Source organism: Sinorhizobium arboris LMG 14919, from assembly GCF_000427465.1.
In the GTDB taxonomy this organism is placed as follows: Bacteria; Pseudomonadota; Alphaproteobacteria; order Rhizobiales; family Rhizobiaceae; genus Sinorhizobium; species Sinorhizobium arboris.
This window is the reverse complement of record NZ_ATYB01000014.1, coordinates 398,497-414,737: the sequence shown is the minus strand read 5'-3', so window position 1 is coordinate 414,737 and position 16,241 is coordinate 398,497. Positions and strand designations below refer to the sequence as shown.

Sequence of the window (16,241 nt, the reverse complement as noted above, 5' to 3'; positions counted from 1 at the left end):
AGCCCTGACCTCAACGAGATCGAGACATCCCATGAGCAGCCAGATCATTCCCGTCGAACCGTTTGACTATGTGGTGTTCGGGGGCACCGGCGATCTTGCAGAGCGCAAGCTCCTGCCGGCACTCTACCACCGCCAGATGGAAGGTCAGTTCACGGAGCCGACGCGAATCATCGGCGCCTCGCGCGCGAGCCTTTCCCATGACGAGTACCGCAAGTTCGCGAGCGACGCCCTGAAGGAACATCTGACGTCCGGGGAGTTCAACGAGGCCGAAGTCGAGAAATTCACTTCCCGGCTCTATTACGTCTCCGTCGACGCCAAGTCCGAGCAGGGCTGGGACGATCTGAAGAAACTCCTGGAAGAAGGCAAGGATCGCACCCGCGCCTTCTATCTTGCCGTCGGGCCGGCGATCTTCGGCGACATTTCCGAAAAGATCCGCGATCACAAGCTGATCACCAAGAATACGCGCATCGTCGTCGAGAAGCCGATCGGCCGCGACCTCGCTTCCGCGACGGAGCTCAACGACACGATCGGCAAGGTCTTCCGCGAAGAGCAGATTTTCCGCATCGACCACTATCTCGGCAAGGAGACGGTTCAGAACCTGATGGCGCTGCGCTTTGCCAATGCGCTCTACGAGCCGCTGTGGAACTCGGCCCATATCGATCACGTGCAGATCACCGTTTCCGAAGCCGTCGGGCTCGAGAATCGCGCGGGCTACTACGACAAGGCCGGTGCGCTGCGCGACATGGTGCAGAACCATATCCTCCAGCTCGTCTGTTTCGTGGCGATGGAGGCACCGACGTCGATGGATGCGGAGGCCGTGCGCGACGAGAAGCTCAAGGTGCTTCGGGCGCTGAAGCCTATCACCGCCTCCAATGTCGAGCAGGTCACGGTCCGCGGCCAGTACCGCGCGGGCGCATCGTCCGGCGGCCCGGTCAAGGGCTATCTCGAAGAGCTCGAGGGAGGCGTTTCCAACACGGAGACCTTCGTCGCGATCAAGGCGGAGATCAGCAACTGGCGCTGGGCGGGCGTGCCCTTCTATCTTCGCACCGGAAAGCGCATGGCGGGCCGCATGTCGGAGATCGTCATCACCTTCAAGCAGATCCCGCACTCGATCTTCGATCAGAGCGCCGGGCGCATATCGGCCAATCAGTTGATGATCCGCCTGCAGCCGAACGAGGGCGTCAAGCAGTCTCTGATGATCAAGGACCCAGGACCGGGCGGCATGCGCCTGAGAAACGTGCCCCTCGACATGAGCTTCGCCGAAGCCTTCGCCGTGCGCAATGCCGACGCCTATGAACGCCTGCTGCTCGACGTGATCCGCAACAACCAGACCCTGTTCGTCCGCCGCGACGAGGTGGAAGCCGCCTGGCAGTGGATCGACCCGATCCTCAAGGCGTGGGAAGCAACCGGGCAACAGGTGCAGGGCTATACCGCCGGCACCTGGGGGCCGAGCCAGTCGATCGCGCTGATCGAGCGCGACGGCCGTACTTGGAACGATGCGATCTAGGCCGATCATGAGCGCGAACATGCACATATTCGAAAATGCGTCCGCACTGGCGCAGGCCCTCGCGGACGAAGTCGCCACAAGGCTCGCCGCGGCGATCGCGGCGAAGGGCGCAGCAACACTTGCGGTATCGGGCGGCTCCACCCCGAAAGCCTTTTTCCAGTCGCTCTCACGACATGAGCTCGATTGGGCAAGGGTGTCGGTCACGCTGGTCGATGAGCGGTTCGTGCCGCCCGAAAACGAGCGGTCCAACCACCGCCTGGTCGCCGACAATCTGCTTCAGGACAAGGCTGCAGAGGCGCGCTTCGTTCCGCTCTACCATGCTGCCGCAACGGCGGAAGCCGCCGCGGAGACCGCGAGCGAGAGGACGGCAAGCCTCGGCGTGCCTTTCGATGTCGTGGTGCTCGGAATGGGAACGGACGGGCATACCGCCTCGTTCTTTCCCGGAGGGACGCGCCTTGCCGAGGCGCTCGATCCGGCGACGCCGCGCGGCGTGATCACCATGGAAGCGGAGGGCGCGGGCGAACCCCGCCTCACCTTCACCTTCTCCAGTCTGCAGGATGCCGGCTGTCTGGTGCTGCATATCGAAGGCAACGCCAAGAAAGAGGTGCTTGCCCGGGCCGAGGCGCCCGGCAACGAGGCAGAGATGCCCGTCCGGGCCGTGCTTCGGCGGGCCGCATCGCCGCTGCAGATATACTGGGCGCCCTGAAGGCGGCCCGCAAAGCGCTGCAACGCGACCCGCACGCTGTGGCGCCAAAGCCGATGATCGATGAAAAAGAGGAGCCGCAAGGCTCCGGAAGAGGATGTGCCCATGTCCGCCGATTCCCGCATAGCAGCCATTACTGCCCGCATCGTCGAACGCTCGAAGCCCCATCGGGAGCCCTATCTCGATCGCGTCCGCCGCGCTGCGACGAACGGACCGCACCGGACCGTGCTCGGCTGCGGCAACCTCGCGCATGGATTTGCGGTCTGTTCCCCCGCGGAGAAGGTGGCGCTCGCCGGCGACCGCGTTCCCAATCTCGGTATCATCACATCCTACAACGACATGCTTTCGGCGCATCAGCCGTTCGAAACCTATCCGGCGCTGATCCGGGAGGCCGCGCATGAGGCGGGCGGTGTCGCTCAGGTCGCCGGCGGCGTTCCGGCGATGTGCGACGGCGTCACCCAGGGACAGCCCGGCATGGAGCTGTCGCTCTTCTCGCGCGATGTCATCGCCATGGCGGCCGGCATCGGCCTCTCGCACAACATGTTCGACGCGGCCGTCTATCTCGGCGTCTGCGACAAGATCGTGCCCGGGCTCGCGATCGCCGCACTCACCTTCGGCCATCTGCCGGCGGTTTTCATCCCCGCCGGACCGATGACCTCGGGCCTGCCAAACGACGAGAAGGCCAAGATCCGGCAACTCTTCGCCGAGGGCAAGGTCGGCCGCGACGAGTTGCTCGAGGCCGAGTCCAAGTCCTATCACGGGCCCGGCACCTGTACCTTCTACGGAACCGCCAATTCCAACCAGATGCTGATGGAGATCATGGGCTTCCACCTGCCTGGCGCATCCTTCATCAATCCCGGCACCCCCCTTCGCGACGCGCTGACCAAGGAAGCGACGAAGCGGGCGCTGGCGATCACCGCGCTCGGCAACGAATTCACGCCCGCCGGCGAGATGATCGACGAGCGGTCGATCGTCAACGGCGTCGTCGGCCTGCATGCGACCGGCGGCTCCACGAATCACACGATGCATCTCGTCGCAATGGCACGCGCGGCCGGAATCGTGCTTACTTGGCAGGACATTTCGGAGCTTTCCGATCTCGTGCCGCTGCTCGCGCGCGTCTACCCGAACGGGCTGGCCGACGTGAACCATTTCCACGCGGCAGGCGGCATGGGCTTCCTGATCGCTCAACTCCTCAAGAAGGGCTTGCTGCACGACGACGTCCGCACCGTCTATGGTCAGGGGCTCAGCGCCTATGCGATCGACGTGAAGCTCGGCGAGAACGGCGGCGTCAGGCGTGAGCCTGCACCGGAGACGAGCGCCGACCCGAAGGTGCTCGCAACGGTCGACCGCCCGTTCCAGCACACCGGCGGCCTCAAGATGCTGAGCGGCAATATCGGCAAGGCGGTCATCAAGATCTCCGCCGTCAAGCCGGAGAGCCACGTTATCGAAGCGCCGGCCAAGATCTTCAACGATCAAGCCGAACTCAACGCCGCCTTCAAGGCGGGCAAGCTCGAAGGCGATTTCGTGGCCGTCGTGCGCTTTCAAGGGCCGAAGGCCAACGGCATGCCCGAACTGCACAAGATGACCACGGTGCTCGGTATCCTGCAGGATCGCGGCCAGAAAGTCGCGATCCTTACCGACGGGCGCATGTCGGGCGCCTCCGGCAAGGTTCCGGCAGCGATCCATGTGACGCCGGAAGCGAAAGAAGGCGGCCCGATCGCCCGCATCCAGGAAGGCGACATTGTCCGAATCGACGCGATCAACTGCAAGATCGAGGTGCTTGTCGAGGATATCGCGTTGAAGACGCGCGTGCCGGCACATATCGACCTCTCCGATAACGAGTTCGGCATGGGCCGCGAGCTCTTCGCTCCGTTCAGACAGATCGCCGGTGCCGCCGACCGAGGCGGAAGCGTGCTGTTCCACTAGACTATCAAAGATCGCCGGCGGACGGCCGCGTCATTCTCATCGATAGATGTCGAGCGTGCGGTTCCGATGGTTCGGATGCGTGCTGTAGACGAAGATCCGGTTGATATCCCGGTCGCTCAGGAGCCGCAGGAAGCGCGCCTCGATGATGTTGTTGGCGTGGACGCGCTTCAACAGGCAGCCGATCAGGGGGATGCGGGCGCTCGGTATGTCGAGATAGAAGTTCTGCGGCAGCTGGAACTGGGTCAGGATGCCGATCAGGGCGCTGCTCTTTGAAAGCTTGATGATCTCGCAGCGGCGCGACGAGAGATGCTGCATTCCCTTTTCGGTGAACTCGATCCGCGCCTCGTTCCGCGTATCCTCCATCGGGAAATTCGCCTCCCGATCGTACATGAATGACTCTTCCTTGTTGAGAAAGTGCCGGTTGGCTACGGGGGCTGCACTGCTCATCGAACTCGCCTTTCGCATTCCACTGCGACGAGGCTAACCCATGAAATTTAACAGAGAGTTTGAAGAGGCGCCGAAGAGTGTCCCTCCTCCGCCTGCCGGGCGCCCTTTCCATTTTGATGGGGAGAAGAGACTTGCCGGTGCCAGGAGAGGGGCAAACCTTCGCGACGCACGCCTGGAGCGGAACGGGGAAACATCACCTTCATGATTCTGGGTCGACTCGACCCAGAATCATCGTGATCTATGCCCGGTAGCTGTGCCCCGCGGCGTCGAAGAGATGCAGTTTCGCCCCGTCGGCCGTGAACCGCACCCTCTCGCCGCGATGCACCCGGGCGATGCCCGGCATCTTGGCGATGATCGGTTCGTTCTCCACGAGCCCCTCGATATAGAGCAGCGTCACCTCGCCCAGAGCCTCGACTATGGAGACCGTTCCCTCGAACAGGAAATCGTCCGACGCCGTTACCTGCAGGTCTTCCGGGCGGACGCCGAAGCTTGCCGTCTTTCCATTTTCCGAGCCATTCGTCGGGATATCGAGCGTCACCGATTTTCCGCCCGCGAGGGTGACGGCGGTCTGTTGCCCCGTCGCGGTGATCGCCGCCGGGATGATGTTCATGGCCGGCGAGCCGATGAAGCGGGCAACGAAGAGATTTGCCGGCCGCTCGTAAAGTTCGAGGGGCGCTCCGACCTGCTCGATGTGACCTGCGGAAAGAACCACGATCCGGTCGGCCAGCGTCATCGCCTCCACCTGGTCATGGGTTACGTAGATCATCGTCGTGTCCGACATCCGCTCGCTGAGCTTGGCGATCTCTATGCGGGTCGCCACGCGCAGCGCCGCGTCGAGGTTGGAAAGTGGTTCGTCAAAGAGGAAGACCTTGGGATTGCGGCAGATCGCCCGGCCAATGGCCACGCGCTGCCGCTGACCGCCGGAAAGCGCCTTCGGAAGCCGGTCGAGATATGGGGTGAGCTGAAGCATATCTGCCGCTCCGCGCACACGCCGATCGATCTCCTCCTTCGACTCCCTGGCGATCCGCATGCCGAAGGCCATGTTGTCGTAAACGGTCATATGCGGATAGAGCGCGTAGGACTGAAAGACCATGGCGATGCCGCGCTTCGAGGGCGGCACGTCGTTGACCCGCTCGCCGTCGATGAACATGTCGCCGCCGGTTATCTCCTCAAGCCCAGCGATCATGCGCAATAGCGTCGATTTCCCGCATCCGGAAGGCCCGACGAAGACGACGAACTCGCCCTCCTTGATGTCGAGGTCGATGCCGTGAATAACGTCGACGGCCCCGTAGGACTTGCGGATATCTTTCAGCAGCAGGCCTGTCATGGCACCCTCCCCTCGGTTCTCAGGCCAGGCGCGCGAAAAACGCGCCCCAGGCCGGTAGCTTGACCTCGTGATCCAGTATCTCAGAAACGAAACCGTGGCCCTCGAGCGGCTCCAGCCGCTTTATCGGCAGTTCCTTTGTCGCAGGCTGGTCGCTCATATTGAACAGGCAGAACAGTTTTTCGCTGCCATAGCTGCGCAGGAATCCGAGCAGGGAGCCCCTGGTCTCGACGAATTCGATATCTCCCTTGGCCAGGGCCGGATGCGCTTTTCTGAAGGCGAGGAAACGGCGGTAGTGATGCAGCACCGAGGTCGGATCGCCCTCCTGCACGGCGACCGCCTGCGGAAGGTGGCTCTCGGAAATCGGCAGCCACGGCCTCGCGCTGCTGAAACCGCCATCAGGCAGGCTCTCCCACGCCATCGGCGTGCGGCAGCCGTCGCGGCCCTTGAAGTCGGGCCAGAACTGGATGCCGTAGGGATCCTGGAGATCCTCATAGGCGAGCTCCGCTTCGGCAAGCGCGAGTTCCTCGCCCTGATAGATGCAGACGGTACCGCGCAGCGCCATCAACAGGCTCGCGAGCAGCTTCGCATGGGCGGCATGGTCGGTGACGCCATCAGCCCAGCGGCTGACGTGGCGAACGACGTCATGGTTCGAGAACGCCCAGCAGGCCCAGCCTTCGGGAGCCGCCCTCTGGAAGTCTCGCAGGACCTCGGCCACGCGCTGCGGCGTCAGTTGTTCGGGCGCCAGGAACTCGAAGGCGTAGCACATATGCACCTTGTCGCCGCCGGACGTATATTCGCCGGCGATCTCGAGGCCGCGCTGGCTGTCGCCGACTTCGCCGACGGCGGCGACAGCCGGGAACTCGTCCATCACCGCACGGAAACGCTTCAGGAATTCGAGATTCTCCGGCCGGTTCTTGTCGTAGATATGCTCCTGGTAGTTATAGGGATTGACTGCCGGCGCGGTCGAGGCGTTTCGCCGCTCCGGCGCCAGGGCCGGGTTGTCCCGCAGCTCGCGGTCGTGGAAATAGAAGTTGATCGTGTCGAGCCGGAAACCGTCGACGCCGCGCTCCAGCCAGAAGCGCTCGACGGCGAGCAGGGCTTCTTGAACCTCAGGATTGTGCAGATTGAGGTCGGGCTGCGAGGTGAGAAAATTGTGGAGGTAGTACTGCTGGCGCGTTGGATCCCACTGCCAGGCGGAGCCGCCGAAAATCGACAGCCAGTTGTTGGGCGGCGTGCCGTCCGGTTTCGAATCCGCCCAGACGTACCAGCCCGCTTTCGGATTGCTGCGGCTGGAGCGGCTTTCGACGAACCAGGGATGCCGGTCGGAGGTATGCGACAGCACAAGGTCGATCATCACCCGGAGGCCGAGCCGATGGGCCTCGGCGATCAGCGCGTCGAAGTCTCCGAGCGTCCCGAAGATCGGGTCGACATCCACATAGTTCGAGACGTCGTAGCCGAAGTCCCGCATCGGCGACGTGAAGAACGGCGATATCCAGATCGCATCCGCGCCGAGTCCGGCGATGTGGGGCAGCCGGGCCGTGATGCCCTGCAGATCGCCGATGCCATCGCCATTGGTGTCCTGAAAGGAACGCGGATAGATCTGGTAGATCACCGCGCCCCGCCACCAGTCCCTATCGGGCCCAAGGAGGGAGACGGGCTCGAGAAGGGAGCCCGCCGTTTCGGTCCCGATCGTTTCGTTCATTGTCATGCTGTTCAGGGTTCCTTGTCTGAAATGGATCAGCCGCCCTTGACCGACCCAGCCAGCAGGCCGCGCACGAGGTAGCGTTGCAGGGTGAAGAAGACGATCAGCGGAACGACGATGGTGATGAAGGCGGAGGCGGTGAGGATTTCCCAGTTGCCGCCGCGAGAGCCGAGGAGATTGACGAGGCGCCCGGTCAGCACCAGCTTGTCGTCGCCTGCGCCGAGGAAGACGATGGCGACGAGGAGATCGTTCCAGGTCCACAGGAACTGGAAGATGGCAAAGGAGGCGAGCGCCGGAAACGACAGAGGTAGAATGATCTTGACGAAGATGTCGAAATCGCTGGCGCCGTCGACGCGTGCGGATTCCATGATCTCGCGCGGCAGCCCGGCCATGTAGTTGCGCAGGAGATAGATCGCGAGCGGCAGCCCGAAGCCGGTATGGGCGAGCCAGATGCCCATATAGGTCTTGGCGGACACGCCGAAAAAGGCGCCGACCCCGTTGTAAAGCTGCAGCAGCGGGATGAGCGACATCTGCAGCGGCACGACCAGAAGGCCGACCACGACGGCGAGCAGGACCGCGCGGCCGGGAAAAGGCATCCATGCGAGTGCGTAAGCCGCGAAGGCCGCAATCAGGATGGGAATGACGGTCGAGGGAACGGCGACGGTCAGCGAATTCAGGAAGGATCTGCCGATGCCCGCCGCACTCAGAACCTCGGCATAATTGTCGAGCGTGAAACGCGGCGGCGTGGTGGCCGTGTAGAATATCCGCTGGCCGCGCGCCCCCTCCATCCGCTGATCCGAAACGATTTCGAAACTGCCGTCGGTCTGGACCGTCAGCCTCTCGCCGTCGTTGAGCTCGGCCGTTTCGCCGGGCTTGAACTCGGTGGGTTCGCGACTCGAAAAGCCGAAGGCGGAGACCTTGCCGCCCTGGCCTTCGAGCAGGTTGCCGGAAATCACGAACTTGCCGTCGCGCTCGACTTGGCTCTCGGCCGAGGGCGCGCGCGCGACGGCATTGCGCGACGAGCTGGAAAGAGCCGTCCACCAGCCGGAAACGGCGAGCTGGTCCTTGTCGCGCAAGGACGAAATCAGGAGGCCGGCCGTCGGCAGGGTCCAAAGCAGGACCAGAAGCAGGACGGAAAGATGCACGACCCAGGTGAGCGGAGAACGCCTTGATGGATTCATCTCAGTGGCCCCCCGTTTCCCTGGTCGCGTTGCGGATGTTCCAGATCATGATCGGTATGACCAGGATCATGATGACAACCGCGATTGCCGCGCCCCGGCCGAAGTCACCGCCGCCGCGGAACATCCAGTCGAACATAAGGTTGGCGAGCACCTGGCTCTGCCATTGCCCGTTCGTCATCGCGAGCACGATGTCGAAGACCTTCAGGACCAGAATGGTGATGGTCGTCCAGACGACGGCGATCGTGCCCCAGATCTGCGGCACCATGATCTTGAAGAAAATCTGCCAGCCATTGGCGCCGTCGATGACCGCCGCCTCGATCGTTTCCTCCGGAATGCCGCGCAACGCCGCCGAAAGGATGACCATGGCAAAGCCGGTCTGGATCCAGATGAGAATGACCATCAGGAAGAAGTTGTTCCAGAAGGGCAGCGTGATCCACGCCTGCGGCTCGCCGCCAAGCGCGACGACGATCGCGTTCAGGAGGCCGATCTGCTCGGAGCCTGCGGCCCGGTAATCATAGATGAATTTCCAGATGACGGCTGCGCCGACGAACGAAATCGCCATCGGCATGAAAATCAGCGTCTTGGCTATATTGCCCCACCAGATGCGGTCGGTCAGCGCTGCGATGATGAGGCCGAAGAAGGTCGAAAGTGCCGGCACGACCAGGAGCCAGAGGAAATTGTTGAAGATAGACTGGCGGAATTCGCCGTCATTGATCATCCAGAGGTAGTTGCGCAGGCCGACGAAATTCTGGCCTCCCCGTCCGTGCAGGCTCAACCAGACCGATTGGACGACGGGGTAGACGAGATAGAGCGTCAGCGCCAGCAGGGCCGGAGCGAGAAACAGCCAGGGACGAATGCCGTTCGCGATGCGCAGGTTCCGCGAGGCAACGGCACCGAATTTCCCCTTGGAGGGGAAGATCCAGTCGAGAACGAGATTCGTACTCCAGAAATAGGCTGCGCAGACCAGAACACCGGCCACCATCGTAAGAATGGCAGCAATCAACTGCTCCATGACACATTCCTCCCCTCTCACGCCTTCGGAGGCGTCTGCTTCCAGGCGCTTTGCACACGGTCGCTGCCGCTTTGGTCAGGCGGGCCCCCTTGCCGGAGGGCCGCCCGCAATAAGGAACAGGCAGGCGATGCCCCCACCCTCTGCCTGACCTGATGTTACTTGATGGCCTCCCAGGCCTTCTGTACGCCGGCTGCAACGTCGGCCGAAGACTTGCCACCGACGAAGTCGACCATGCCGGTCCAGAAGGCGCCGGCACCGATTTTGCCCGGCATCAGGTCGGAGCCGTCGAAACGGAACGTCGTCGCGTTCAGCAGGATTTCACCCTGCTTCTTCAGCGGCGGATTTCCATAGACATCGACATTCACGCTCTTGTAAGGCGTGAGGAAGCTCGTCTGCGCCATCCAGACCTCGTGGGCGATCGGGGTCTTCAGGAACTCGATGAAGGCGCGCGCAGCCGGCGTGTCTCTGGTGATCATTGCAAGCGTGCCTGCACCGAGCACCGGATTGCCCAGCTCCTTCTTGCTTTCATAGGGCGGCATGTAGAAGAAATCCGCATCCTCTCCCACGACCTTGCCCTCCGGGAAGAAAGACGGAATGAACGAAGCCTGGTGATGCAGGTAGCACTTCGGCGGTGAACTGAAGAGACCCTTCGGGCTGTCGCGGAAGTCCGTCGATGCGACCGCCGCTGCACCGCCGTCGACGAAGGCGTCATTGCGAGCGAACCAGCCGAACTCTTCCAGCGCTCCCGTAACTGCCGCATCGGTGAAGGGTATCTCGTTCTTCACCCACTTGTCGTAGACCTCGGCGGTTTGGGTGCGCAGCATCAGGTCCTCGACCCAGTCGGTCGCCGGCCAGCCGGTCGCGCCGCCCGAGCCTAATCCGATGCACCATGGCTTTTCGCCATCTTCGGCGATCTTCTCCGTCAGCGCCTTCAGTTCTTCCATGGTCTTCGGCACTTCGTAGCCGGCATCCTCGAAGTTTTCGGGCACGTACCAGACGAGCGACTTCACGTCGATCTTGTATGGGAAGGCGTAAAGCGCCGGCGTTCCGTCCTTGCCGTTATAGGTGGAGAGGTCGACCCAGGACTGGCCCGCAGCATAGTTGTCGAGGAGCCATTGCTTGGTTTCGTCGCCGAGCGGCGTCAGAAGGCCCTTGGCGGCCAGATCGGCGATGAGACCAGGCTGCGGCAGGATTGCAACGTCCGGCGGGCTTCCCGCCTGCGTATCGATGACGATCTGCTGCTCATAGTTTTCCGAGGAGGAATATTTCAGCTCCACGCCGGTCGCCTCGACGAAATAGGCATAGACGCTCTTGAACAGAGCCTCGTCCTCGCCGCGCCAGGGGCCGAAGATCGTGAGCGTCTGGCCCTTGAGGTCGTGCCCCTTCCTGAACTCCTCCAGGCTCGCCCAGTTGAATTTCGAATCCTCTCCCGGCTTGAACTTCAGGTCGGCAGCGCCGGCGGTCCCTGCCAGCAATGCGAGTGCGGCCACACCGATCTGCAATGATCTTTTCACCTCTGTTCCTCCCCAAAAAGAAGCCCGGGCGGACGCCTCGGGCAAATGTCAAAGCGCGAGTTCGCGGCACGCAATTCGGGGACGCGAATTCAAAGCGCTTTGAGTTCGCTAACACTCCATTGCCGCAAACAAAGAGTCAAGAGCTTTCCTCCGCGTTCAAAAACGTGCTGCCATTTTGCTCTGCGGCAACGTTTTGCGGCGCAAGATCCCGGTTTTTCGCTTTTTTGAGCGGGTTCTCGATGATACAGGACATGAGAGGTGCTTGCCGAAGCAAGAAAAATGAAAAAGATATTCAAAGCGCTTTGGAAGGAATTCTCGCCATGCCGGTCAATCTCAAGCAGTTGGCGGAACTGCTCGGCCTGTCCCAGACTACGGTCAGCCGGGCGCTGAACGGCTATCCGGAGGTCAATGCGGAGACGCGGGCGCGGGTGCTGGAGGCGGTGCGTGAGACGGGCTATAGGCCCAATCGCGCCGCACAACGCCTCGCGACCGGGAAAGCCTATTCGATCGGGCTCGTCATGCCGATCGCATCCGGCATCGATTCCGACATCCATTTCGGCGAATTCCTGGCCGGGCTTGCCGAGGAAGCGGTCGAGCACGATTTCCACTTCGTCTTGAACCCCAGTGCGCCGGAAGACGAGGAGGCGACCTTCCGCCGGCTTGCGGCAAGCGGCAATGTCGACGCGGTCTTCATCGCCTATATGCGCGCCAACGATCCCCGCATCGAGATGCTGAAGGCTCTTTCCATTCCCTTCGTCGTGCATGGCCGCTCGATCGGCGGGCCCCGGGACTATCCTTTTCTCGACGTGGACAATACCGGCGCCTTCTACGACGCGGCCAAGCTTCTCATTCAACTCGGCCATCACCGCATCGGCCTGATCAACGGGCCGGACCACCTGACCTTCTCCATCCGCCGGAAGAAGGGGCTGATGCGTGCGCTCGCGGAGAAGGGCCTCAGCCTCGACGATGCCCTCGTGCATCACTCGGCGATGACCGACGAACACGGCTACCTGAGCATGCAGCGCTTCCTCAAGCGGTCAGACCCGCCAACCGCCGTTCTCTGTTCCAGTACAGTGCTGGCGCTCGGCGCCGTACGCGCGATCAACCAGGCCGGCCTCGCCATCGGCACCGACATCTCCCTCATCGCCCATGACGACGTCCTGCCGATGCTGAAGCCCGAGAACTTCAGCGTACCGCTGACGACGACGCGCTCCTCCCTTCGCGGAGCCGGTGCACGCATCGCCAAGCGGCTGATCGGCGGCATCCTCAATCAGGGAAACTATCCCGAGCAGGAGCTGTGGCGCGCCGAACTGATCGTGCGCGCCTCGACGGGACCCGCCCCGGACAGGTAGAGCCGCGATCGATCGTTACGGAAGCCGCTTCCCCCCTCCCGTCCCGCCTTTCCGGACCGCTCCAGCAGAGTGGACGGCCGAAAAAGCATGCAGCGGGCGCAGCAATGAAGCCCCTCCCCCTTGGGAGGGGTTGGGGAGGGTCGTCTTAGACCCAAGCGGTGTCAGAACTTCGGAGGCCTCCGGCCGGCCATGCGGCAGGCGGTGATGATCGTGTTCGCCATCAGCATGGCTATCGTCATCGGCCCCACCCCTCCCGGCACCGGCGTGATCACGCCTGCAAGCTCCGCGCACTCCTCGAAGGCGACATCGCCGACGAGCTTCGTCTTGCCCTCGCCCCGCTCCGGCGCCGGGACGCGGTTGATACCGACATCGATCACCATCGCGCCGGGCTTGACCCAATCCGCCTTGACCATTTCGGGACGTCCGACCGCGGCGACCAGGATATCCGCGTTGCGGCAAACGGCCGGCAGGTCCTTGGTGCGCGAATGCGCCGTCGTGACTGTCGCATTGGCGGCGAGAAGCAGGGCGGACATCGGCTTGCCGAAGAGATTGGAGCGACCGATGACGACGGCGTTGAGCCCGGAAAGGTCCTCACCGTAGGTCCGGCGCACGAAGACCATGGCGCCGGCGGGGGTGCAGGAGACGAGCCCGCCTTCGAGGTCGCCGGTCGCGAGTTTTCCGGCATTGACGACATGCAGACCGTCGACGTCCTTTTCCGGAAGAATCGACTGGATGATCGGCTCCGAGCGAAGATGCTTCGGCAAAGGCAGTTGCACGAGAATGCCGTGTATGGACGAATCCGCATTGAGCTCGGCGACCAGTGCGGCGAGTTCCTCCTGCGAGGTTTCTTCCGGCAGCGTATGCTGGACCGAGACGAAGCCGCATTCCTTGGCCATCCTGCTTTTTGCCGATACGTAAGTATGGCTTGCGGGATCGTCCCCGACGATGACAACCGCGAGGCCCGCGCGCACGCCCGTTTCGCTTTCCAGAGTCCTGGTCGCGGATTTCACGGTTTCGATGACCGAAGCAGCAACATTCTTGCCATCAATCACAGTCGTCACGGCGTATCTCCCGATTTGTTCCGAACGCGGCACACTCTAAATAAAGCCGCATTCGGCGATTGCCTGCATGCGCCCTATGCTGTTCCAAACGCATAATTGCAAGTGCCTCGGGCGCATGGAAGCGCCTTCCTCTCCCCGACGCGACGATTTCGTTGCACGAATGAGAGGCCGATGTAGGAGCCATCGACGATTCCGACTTTTGCATCGCCGAGACCGGGCGTAAAATCCTCATTCGAAAGGCTGTTTCGGATTCAACCTCTGTTTAGGAAGATTTGCTGTAGTCATTCTATCGAACCGGCGCGAGCTTTGACGATGACGTCGAACGGCCAGGACAGTTTCATCCATTTTCAGACGAAGCTGGAAGATGCGTCGGACATCGAGCTCGTCGTGCTTGTGCCGACGTTCCGGCGTCCGGATCATCTCGTCAAGACGCTGAAAACCATCGTTTCGCAGCGACCCGACGTCCCCCTGGCGACGATCGTGGTCGATAACGACGCGGACGGGCTTGCCGGGGCGCAGGCGGCCAAGGGCTTTCTCAGCGGCCACTCCGTCGATTCCGCCGTCGTGGTCGCACGCCGCCACGGATACGCCCATGCCTGCAATACCGGGCTGGCAGCGGCTCTCGAACTTTTTCCGGGCCTCAGCGCCGTGGCCGTCATCTATGATGACGAGATAGCCGCTCCCGAATGGCTCGATTGCCTGATGACGGTGCAGGAAGCCCATGACGCGGACATCGTCGGCGGCCCGCAGCTTCCCGTCTTCGGGCATCCGCGGGAGCAGAAATGGAAGCGGCACCCCGTCTTCGCGCCTCCCTACCACGGGACCGGGCCTGTGCCTGTCCTTTACTCTGCAGGCAATGTCCTCATTACGCGGGGGGTGCTCGACGGCATGCCGCGACCGTTCATGGATCCGGCGCTCAATGTCGTCGGCATTGGCGACGCGGATTTCTTCGACCGGGCCCAGGCGAAAGGATTCTCCTTCGCCTGGGCTGCGGATGCCTGGGTAGCGGAATCGGTTCCGGCTCATCACACGACGGCCTCATGGACGCGTGCCCGCAGCCTGGAAAAAGGTGCCATCTCAACACTGATGGAGCACCAGCGCGATGGGACGCCCACCGGCCGACTGAAAACGCTCGGCAAGTCGCTTTGGCTGCTGGCCTCATCGCTGCCGATCGGGCTCAGGCTCTGGGCAGAGACCGGCCTTGCCGCGGCCAGCCTCTATCCTCTCCATGTCGCGATCGGACGGCTGAGCCCCAGAATAGGTCCGGCCCGCCTGCAGGGCGGCAAAGGTGACTAAAGCTGATACCGCCGCCGGCTGGACTACCCTGGAGCGGGAGGAGGAAAACGGTGTGCGGTTCTCCGCACGCGTCTCGACCTTTTAGAATCGATCACATCCACGATTTGTGGTGGACCGGAACCAAGGTCATCGTGACCTAGTGCGCGCCCGTCGCCTGCACCGCACCCTGCGGGAGCCGGTCCGAGGCCACCGTGCCGTTCCTGTCGACGATCGGCACGGGCTTCTGATAAGGCCGATTCTGGCTATTGGCCACGCGCTCGACGTCCTCTTTGGTCAGATATTCGAGCTGCTCGACCAGAACTTCGGAAATGACTTCGCTTCCGAGTTTCCTGTTGAGACCATCCTTGACCGCGACCTTGAAGCCCGGCAGATCGAAGGCAGCCATATCGGCGACATCGATGAACCGCGAGCCCACGAGCATGTCGTAGAGCTCGTCGGTGACGAGCTGGCGCAAAGGCGCATGCAGTTTGGCGATACCTTCCCGGGAGGCCGAGAAGGAGAGCTTCGCAAGGAAATAACCCTGCACCGCCCCGTCTTTGATTGACGGGATCGTTATCATCTCACCCGGGACATATTCCTGCGACGCGCGCCGGTCCGCCTCCGCATCCGAAACCACGGGTGCCGAGGCATATTGCATCGAAAAATATACCGAGCCGAGCGTAACGACGCAGACCCAGACCCCGGTGAGAACGAGTTTCAACATCAGAAATCGCTGTAGCGGAATTGCGCTTCGGTATAGATGCCGTCCGCATCCGCGTCCTGGGCGGCGGTCTTGAGAAGATCGACGACGGAGCGGACCGCTTCCAGGTGCGCCGCCACCTTCTGCGCGTTGACTTGCAGCTTGTTCCTGAGGTGGTTCGTCTGCGCAGTGAAGGCCGGTGAAATCTCACCCGGCCCGGCGTCCCGATGGAGCATCGTCAGCTCGTAGAGGCACCGGCTCTTGTGGGCGTTCGACGTCTTGAGGTCGAATTCGGGATCCACGCCGATACGGCTGTTCTCGTTGTCGATGATCATTTCCAACCGGCCGAGCACGTTTTGTATCCGCAGGTCGTTGGATGCCACAGCTTCCATAATCAATTCCCCATAAGCACTGTCGCCGGGCGCGGGCGGAACGGTGCCCAGGCATTTTCTCGCCCGTTTGTTTCAATTGGTATGAGATGCTGGCTGTGGAACTGCCTGAGCCGTTCCTCAACCCGCTTCCTGTGAATTGTAA

The 16,241-nt window shown here is 62.4% G+C and carries 14 protein-coding genes; 5 read left to right on the top strand and 9 right to left on the bottom strand.

Translation table 11 applies throughout. The features are described from left to right. The first annotated feature begins 31 nt into the window (after positions 1 to 31). The 3 genes from zwf to edd all read left to right on the top strand — a co-directional run bounded on the left by zwf (position 32) and on the right by edd (position 4,136). On the top strand, positions 32 to 1,507 hold the full coding sequence (gene zwf / locus SINAR_RS0113085; protein WP_027999517.1) for a glucose-6-phosphate dehydrogenase: 1,476 nt from the start codon (positions 32 to 34) through the stop codon (positions 1,505 to 1,507). Positions 1,508 to 1,514: 7 nt separating this feature from the next. Then, positions 1,515 to 2,213, top strand: coding sequence for a 6-phosphogluconolactonase (gene pgl, locus SINAR_RS0113080; RefSeq protein WP_027999516.1), 699 nt, complete (start codon positions 1,515 to 1,517; stop codon positions 2,211 to 2,213). A gap of 102 nt (positions 2,214 to 2,315) precedes the next feature. Then, a complete protein-coding gene (edd, locus tag SINAR_RS0113075; protein ID WP_027999515.1) occupies positions 2,316 to 4,136 on the top strand; it encodes a phosphogluconate dehydratase in 1,821 nt (606 codons plus the stop codon). A gap of 36 nt (positions 4,137 to 4,172) precedes the next feature. Here the strand turns inward: edd and SINAR_RS0113070 are convergent, their stop codons facing one another. From SINAR_RS0113070 to SINAR_RS0113045, 6 genes are all read right to left on the bottom strand, one after another. Further along, on the bottom strand, positions 4,173 to 4,583 hold the full coding sequence (locus tag SINAR_RS0113070; protein ID WP_027999514.1) for a hypothetical protein: 411 nt from the start codon (positions 4,581 to 4,583) through the stop codon (positions 4,173 to 4,175). A 238-nt stretch (positions 4,584 to 4,821) separates the two neighbouring features. Continuing rightward, entirely contained in the window at positions 4,822 to 5,910 is a 1,089-nt protein-coding gene (locus SINAR_RS0113065) for an ABC transporter ATP-binding protein (protein WP_027999513.1), read from the bottom strand. A gap of 19 nt (positions 5,911 to 5,929) precedes the next feature. Beyond that, positions 5,930 to 7,618: a beta-galactosidase BglA gene (gene bglA / locus SINAR_RS0113060; RefSeq protein WP_027999512.1), complete on the bottom strand. Its 1,689-nt coding sequence runs from the start codon at positions 7,616 to 7,618 to the stop codon at positions 5,930 to 5,932. Positions 7,619 to 7,647: 29 nt separating this feature from the next. Further along, positions 7,648 to 8,793: a carbohydrate ABC transporter permease gene (locus SINAR_RS0113055; protein ID WP_027999511.1), complete on the bottom strand. Its 1,146-nt coding sequence runs from the start codon at positions 8,791 to 8,793 to the stop codon at positions 7,648 to 7,650. Position 8,794: 1 nt separating this feature from the next. Further along, the gene (locus SINAR_RS0113050; RefSeq protein ID WP_027999510.1) at positions 8,795 to 9,805 is read right to left on the bottom strand and encodes a carbohydrate ABC transporter permease; all 1,011 of its coding nucleotides are present in this window, start codon (positions 9,803 to 9,805) and stop codon (positions 8,795 to 8,797) included. Positions 9,806 to 9,960: 155 nt separating this feature from the next. Further along, the gene (locus SINAR_RS0113045; RefSeq protein WP_027999509.1) at positions 9,961 to 11,319 is read right to left on the bottom strand and encodes an ABC transporter substrate-binding protein; all 1,359 of its coding nucleotides are present in this window, start codon (positions 11,317 to 11,319) and stop codon (positions 9,961 to 9,963) included. A gap of 320 nt (positions 11,320 to 11,639) precedes the next feature. Here SINAR_RS0113045 and SINAR_RS0113035 point away from each other — a divergent pair, with 320 nt between their 5' ends. After that, entirely contained in the window at positions 11,640 to 12,671 is a 1,032-nt protein-coding gene (locus SINAR_RS0113035; protein ID WP_027999508.1) for a substrate-binding domain-containing protein, read from the top strand. Positions 12,672 to 12,832: 161 nt separating this feature from the next. On the opposite strand, the gene folD is transcribed toward SINAR_RS0113035, so the two are convergent. After that, positions 12,833 to 13,732: a bifunctional methylenetetrahydrofolate dehydrogenase/methenyltetrahydrofolate cyclohydrolase FolD gene (folD, locus tag SINAR_RS0113030; protein WP_027999507.1), complete on the bottom strand. Its 900-nt coding sequence runs from the start codon at positions 13,730 to 13,732 to the stop codon at positions 12,833 to 12,835. Between the two features lie 312 nt (positions 13,733 to 14,044). On the opposite strand from folD, the gene SINAR_RS0113025 reads away from it, so the two are divergent. Further along, positions 14,045 to 15,028 (top strand): glycosyltransferase family 2 protein, encoded by a 984-nt coding sequence (locus tag SINAR_RS0113025; RefSeq protein WP_027999506.1) that lies wholly within the window; start codon positions 14,045 to 14,047, stop codon positions 15,026 to 15,028. A gap of 136 nt (positions 15,029 to 15,164) precedes the next feature. Here SINAR_RS0113025 and SINAR_RS0113020 read toward each other — a convergent pair whose 3' ends face one another. Together SINAR_RS0113020 and SINAR_RS0113015 are read right to left on the bottom strand one after the other, a co-directional pair. Continuing rightward, positions 15,165 to 15,731 (bottom strand): hypothetical protein, encoded by a 567-nt coding sequence (locus SINAR_RS0113020; protein WP_027999505.1) that lies wholly within the window; start codon positions 15,729 to 15,731, stop codon positions 15,165 to 15,167. Continuing rightward, positions 15,731 to 16,099: a hypothetical protein gene (locus SINAR_RS0113015; RefSeq protein ID WP_027999504.1), complete on the bottom strand. Its 369-nt coding sequence runs from the start codon at positions 16,097 to 16,099 to the stop codon at positions 15,731 to 15,733. Before SINAR_RS0113015 ends, SINAR_RS0113020 begins: the two co-directional genes overlap by 1 nt. Positions 16,100 to 16,241 lie beyond the last annotated feature (142 nt).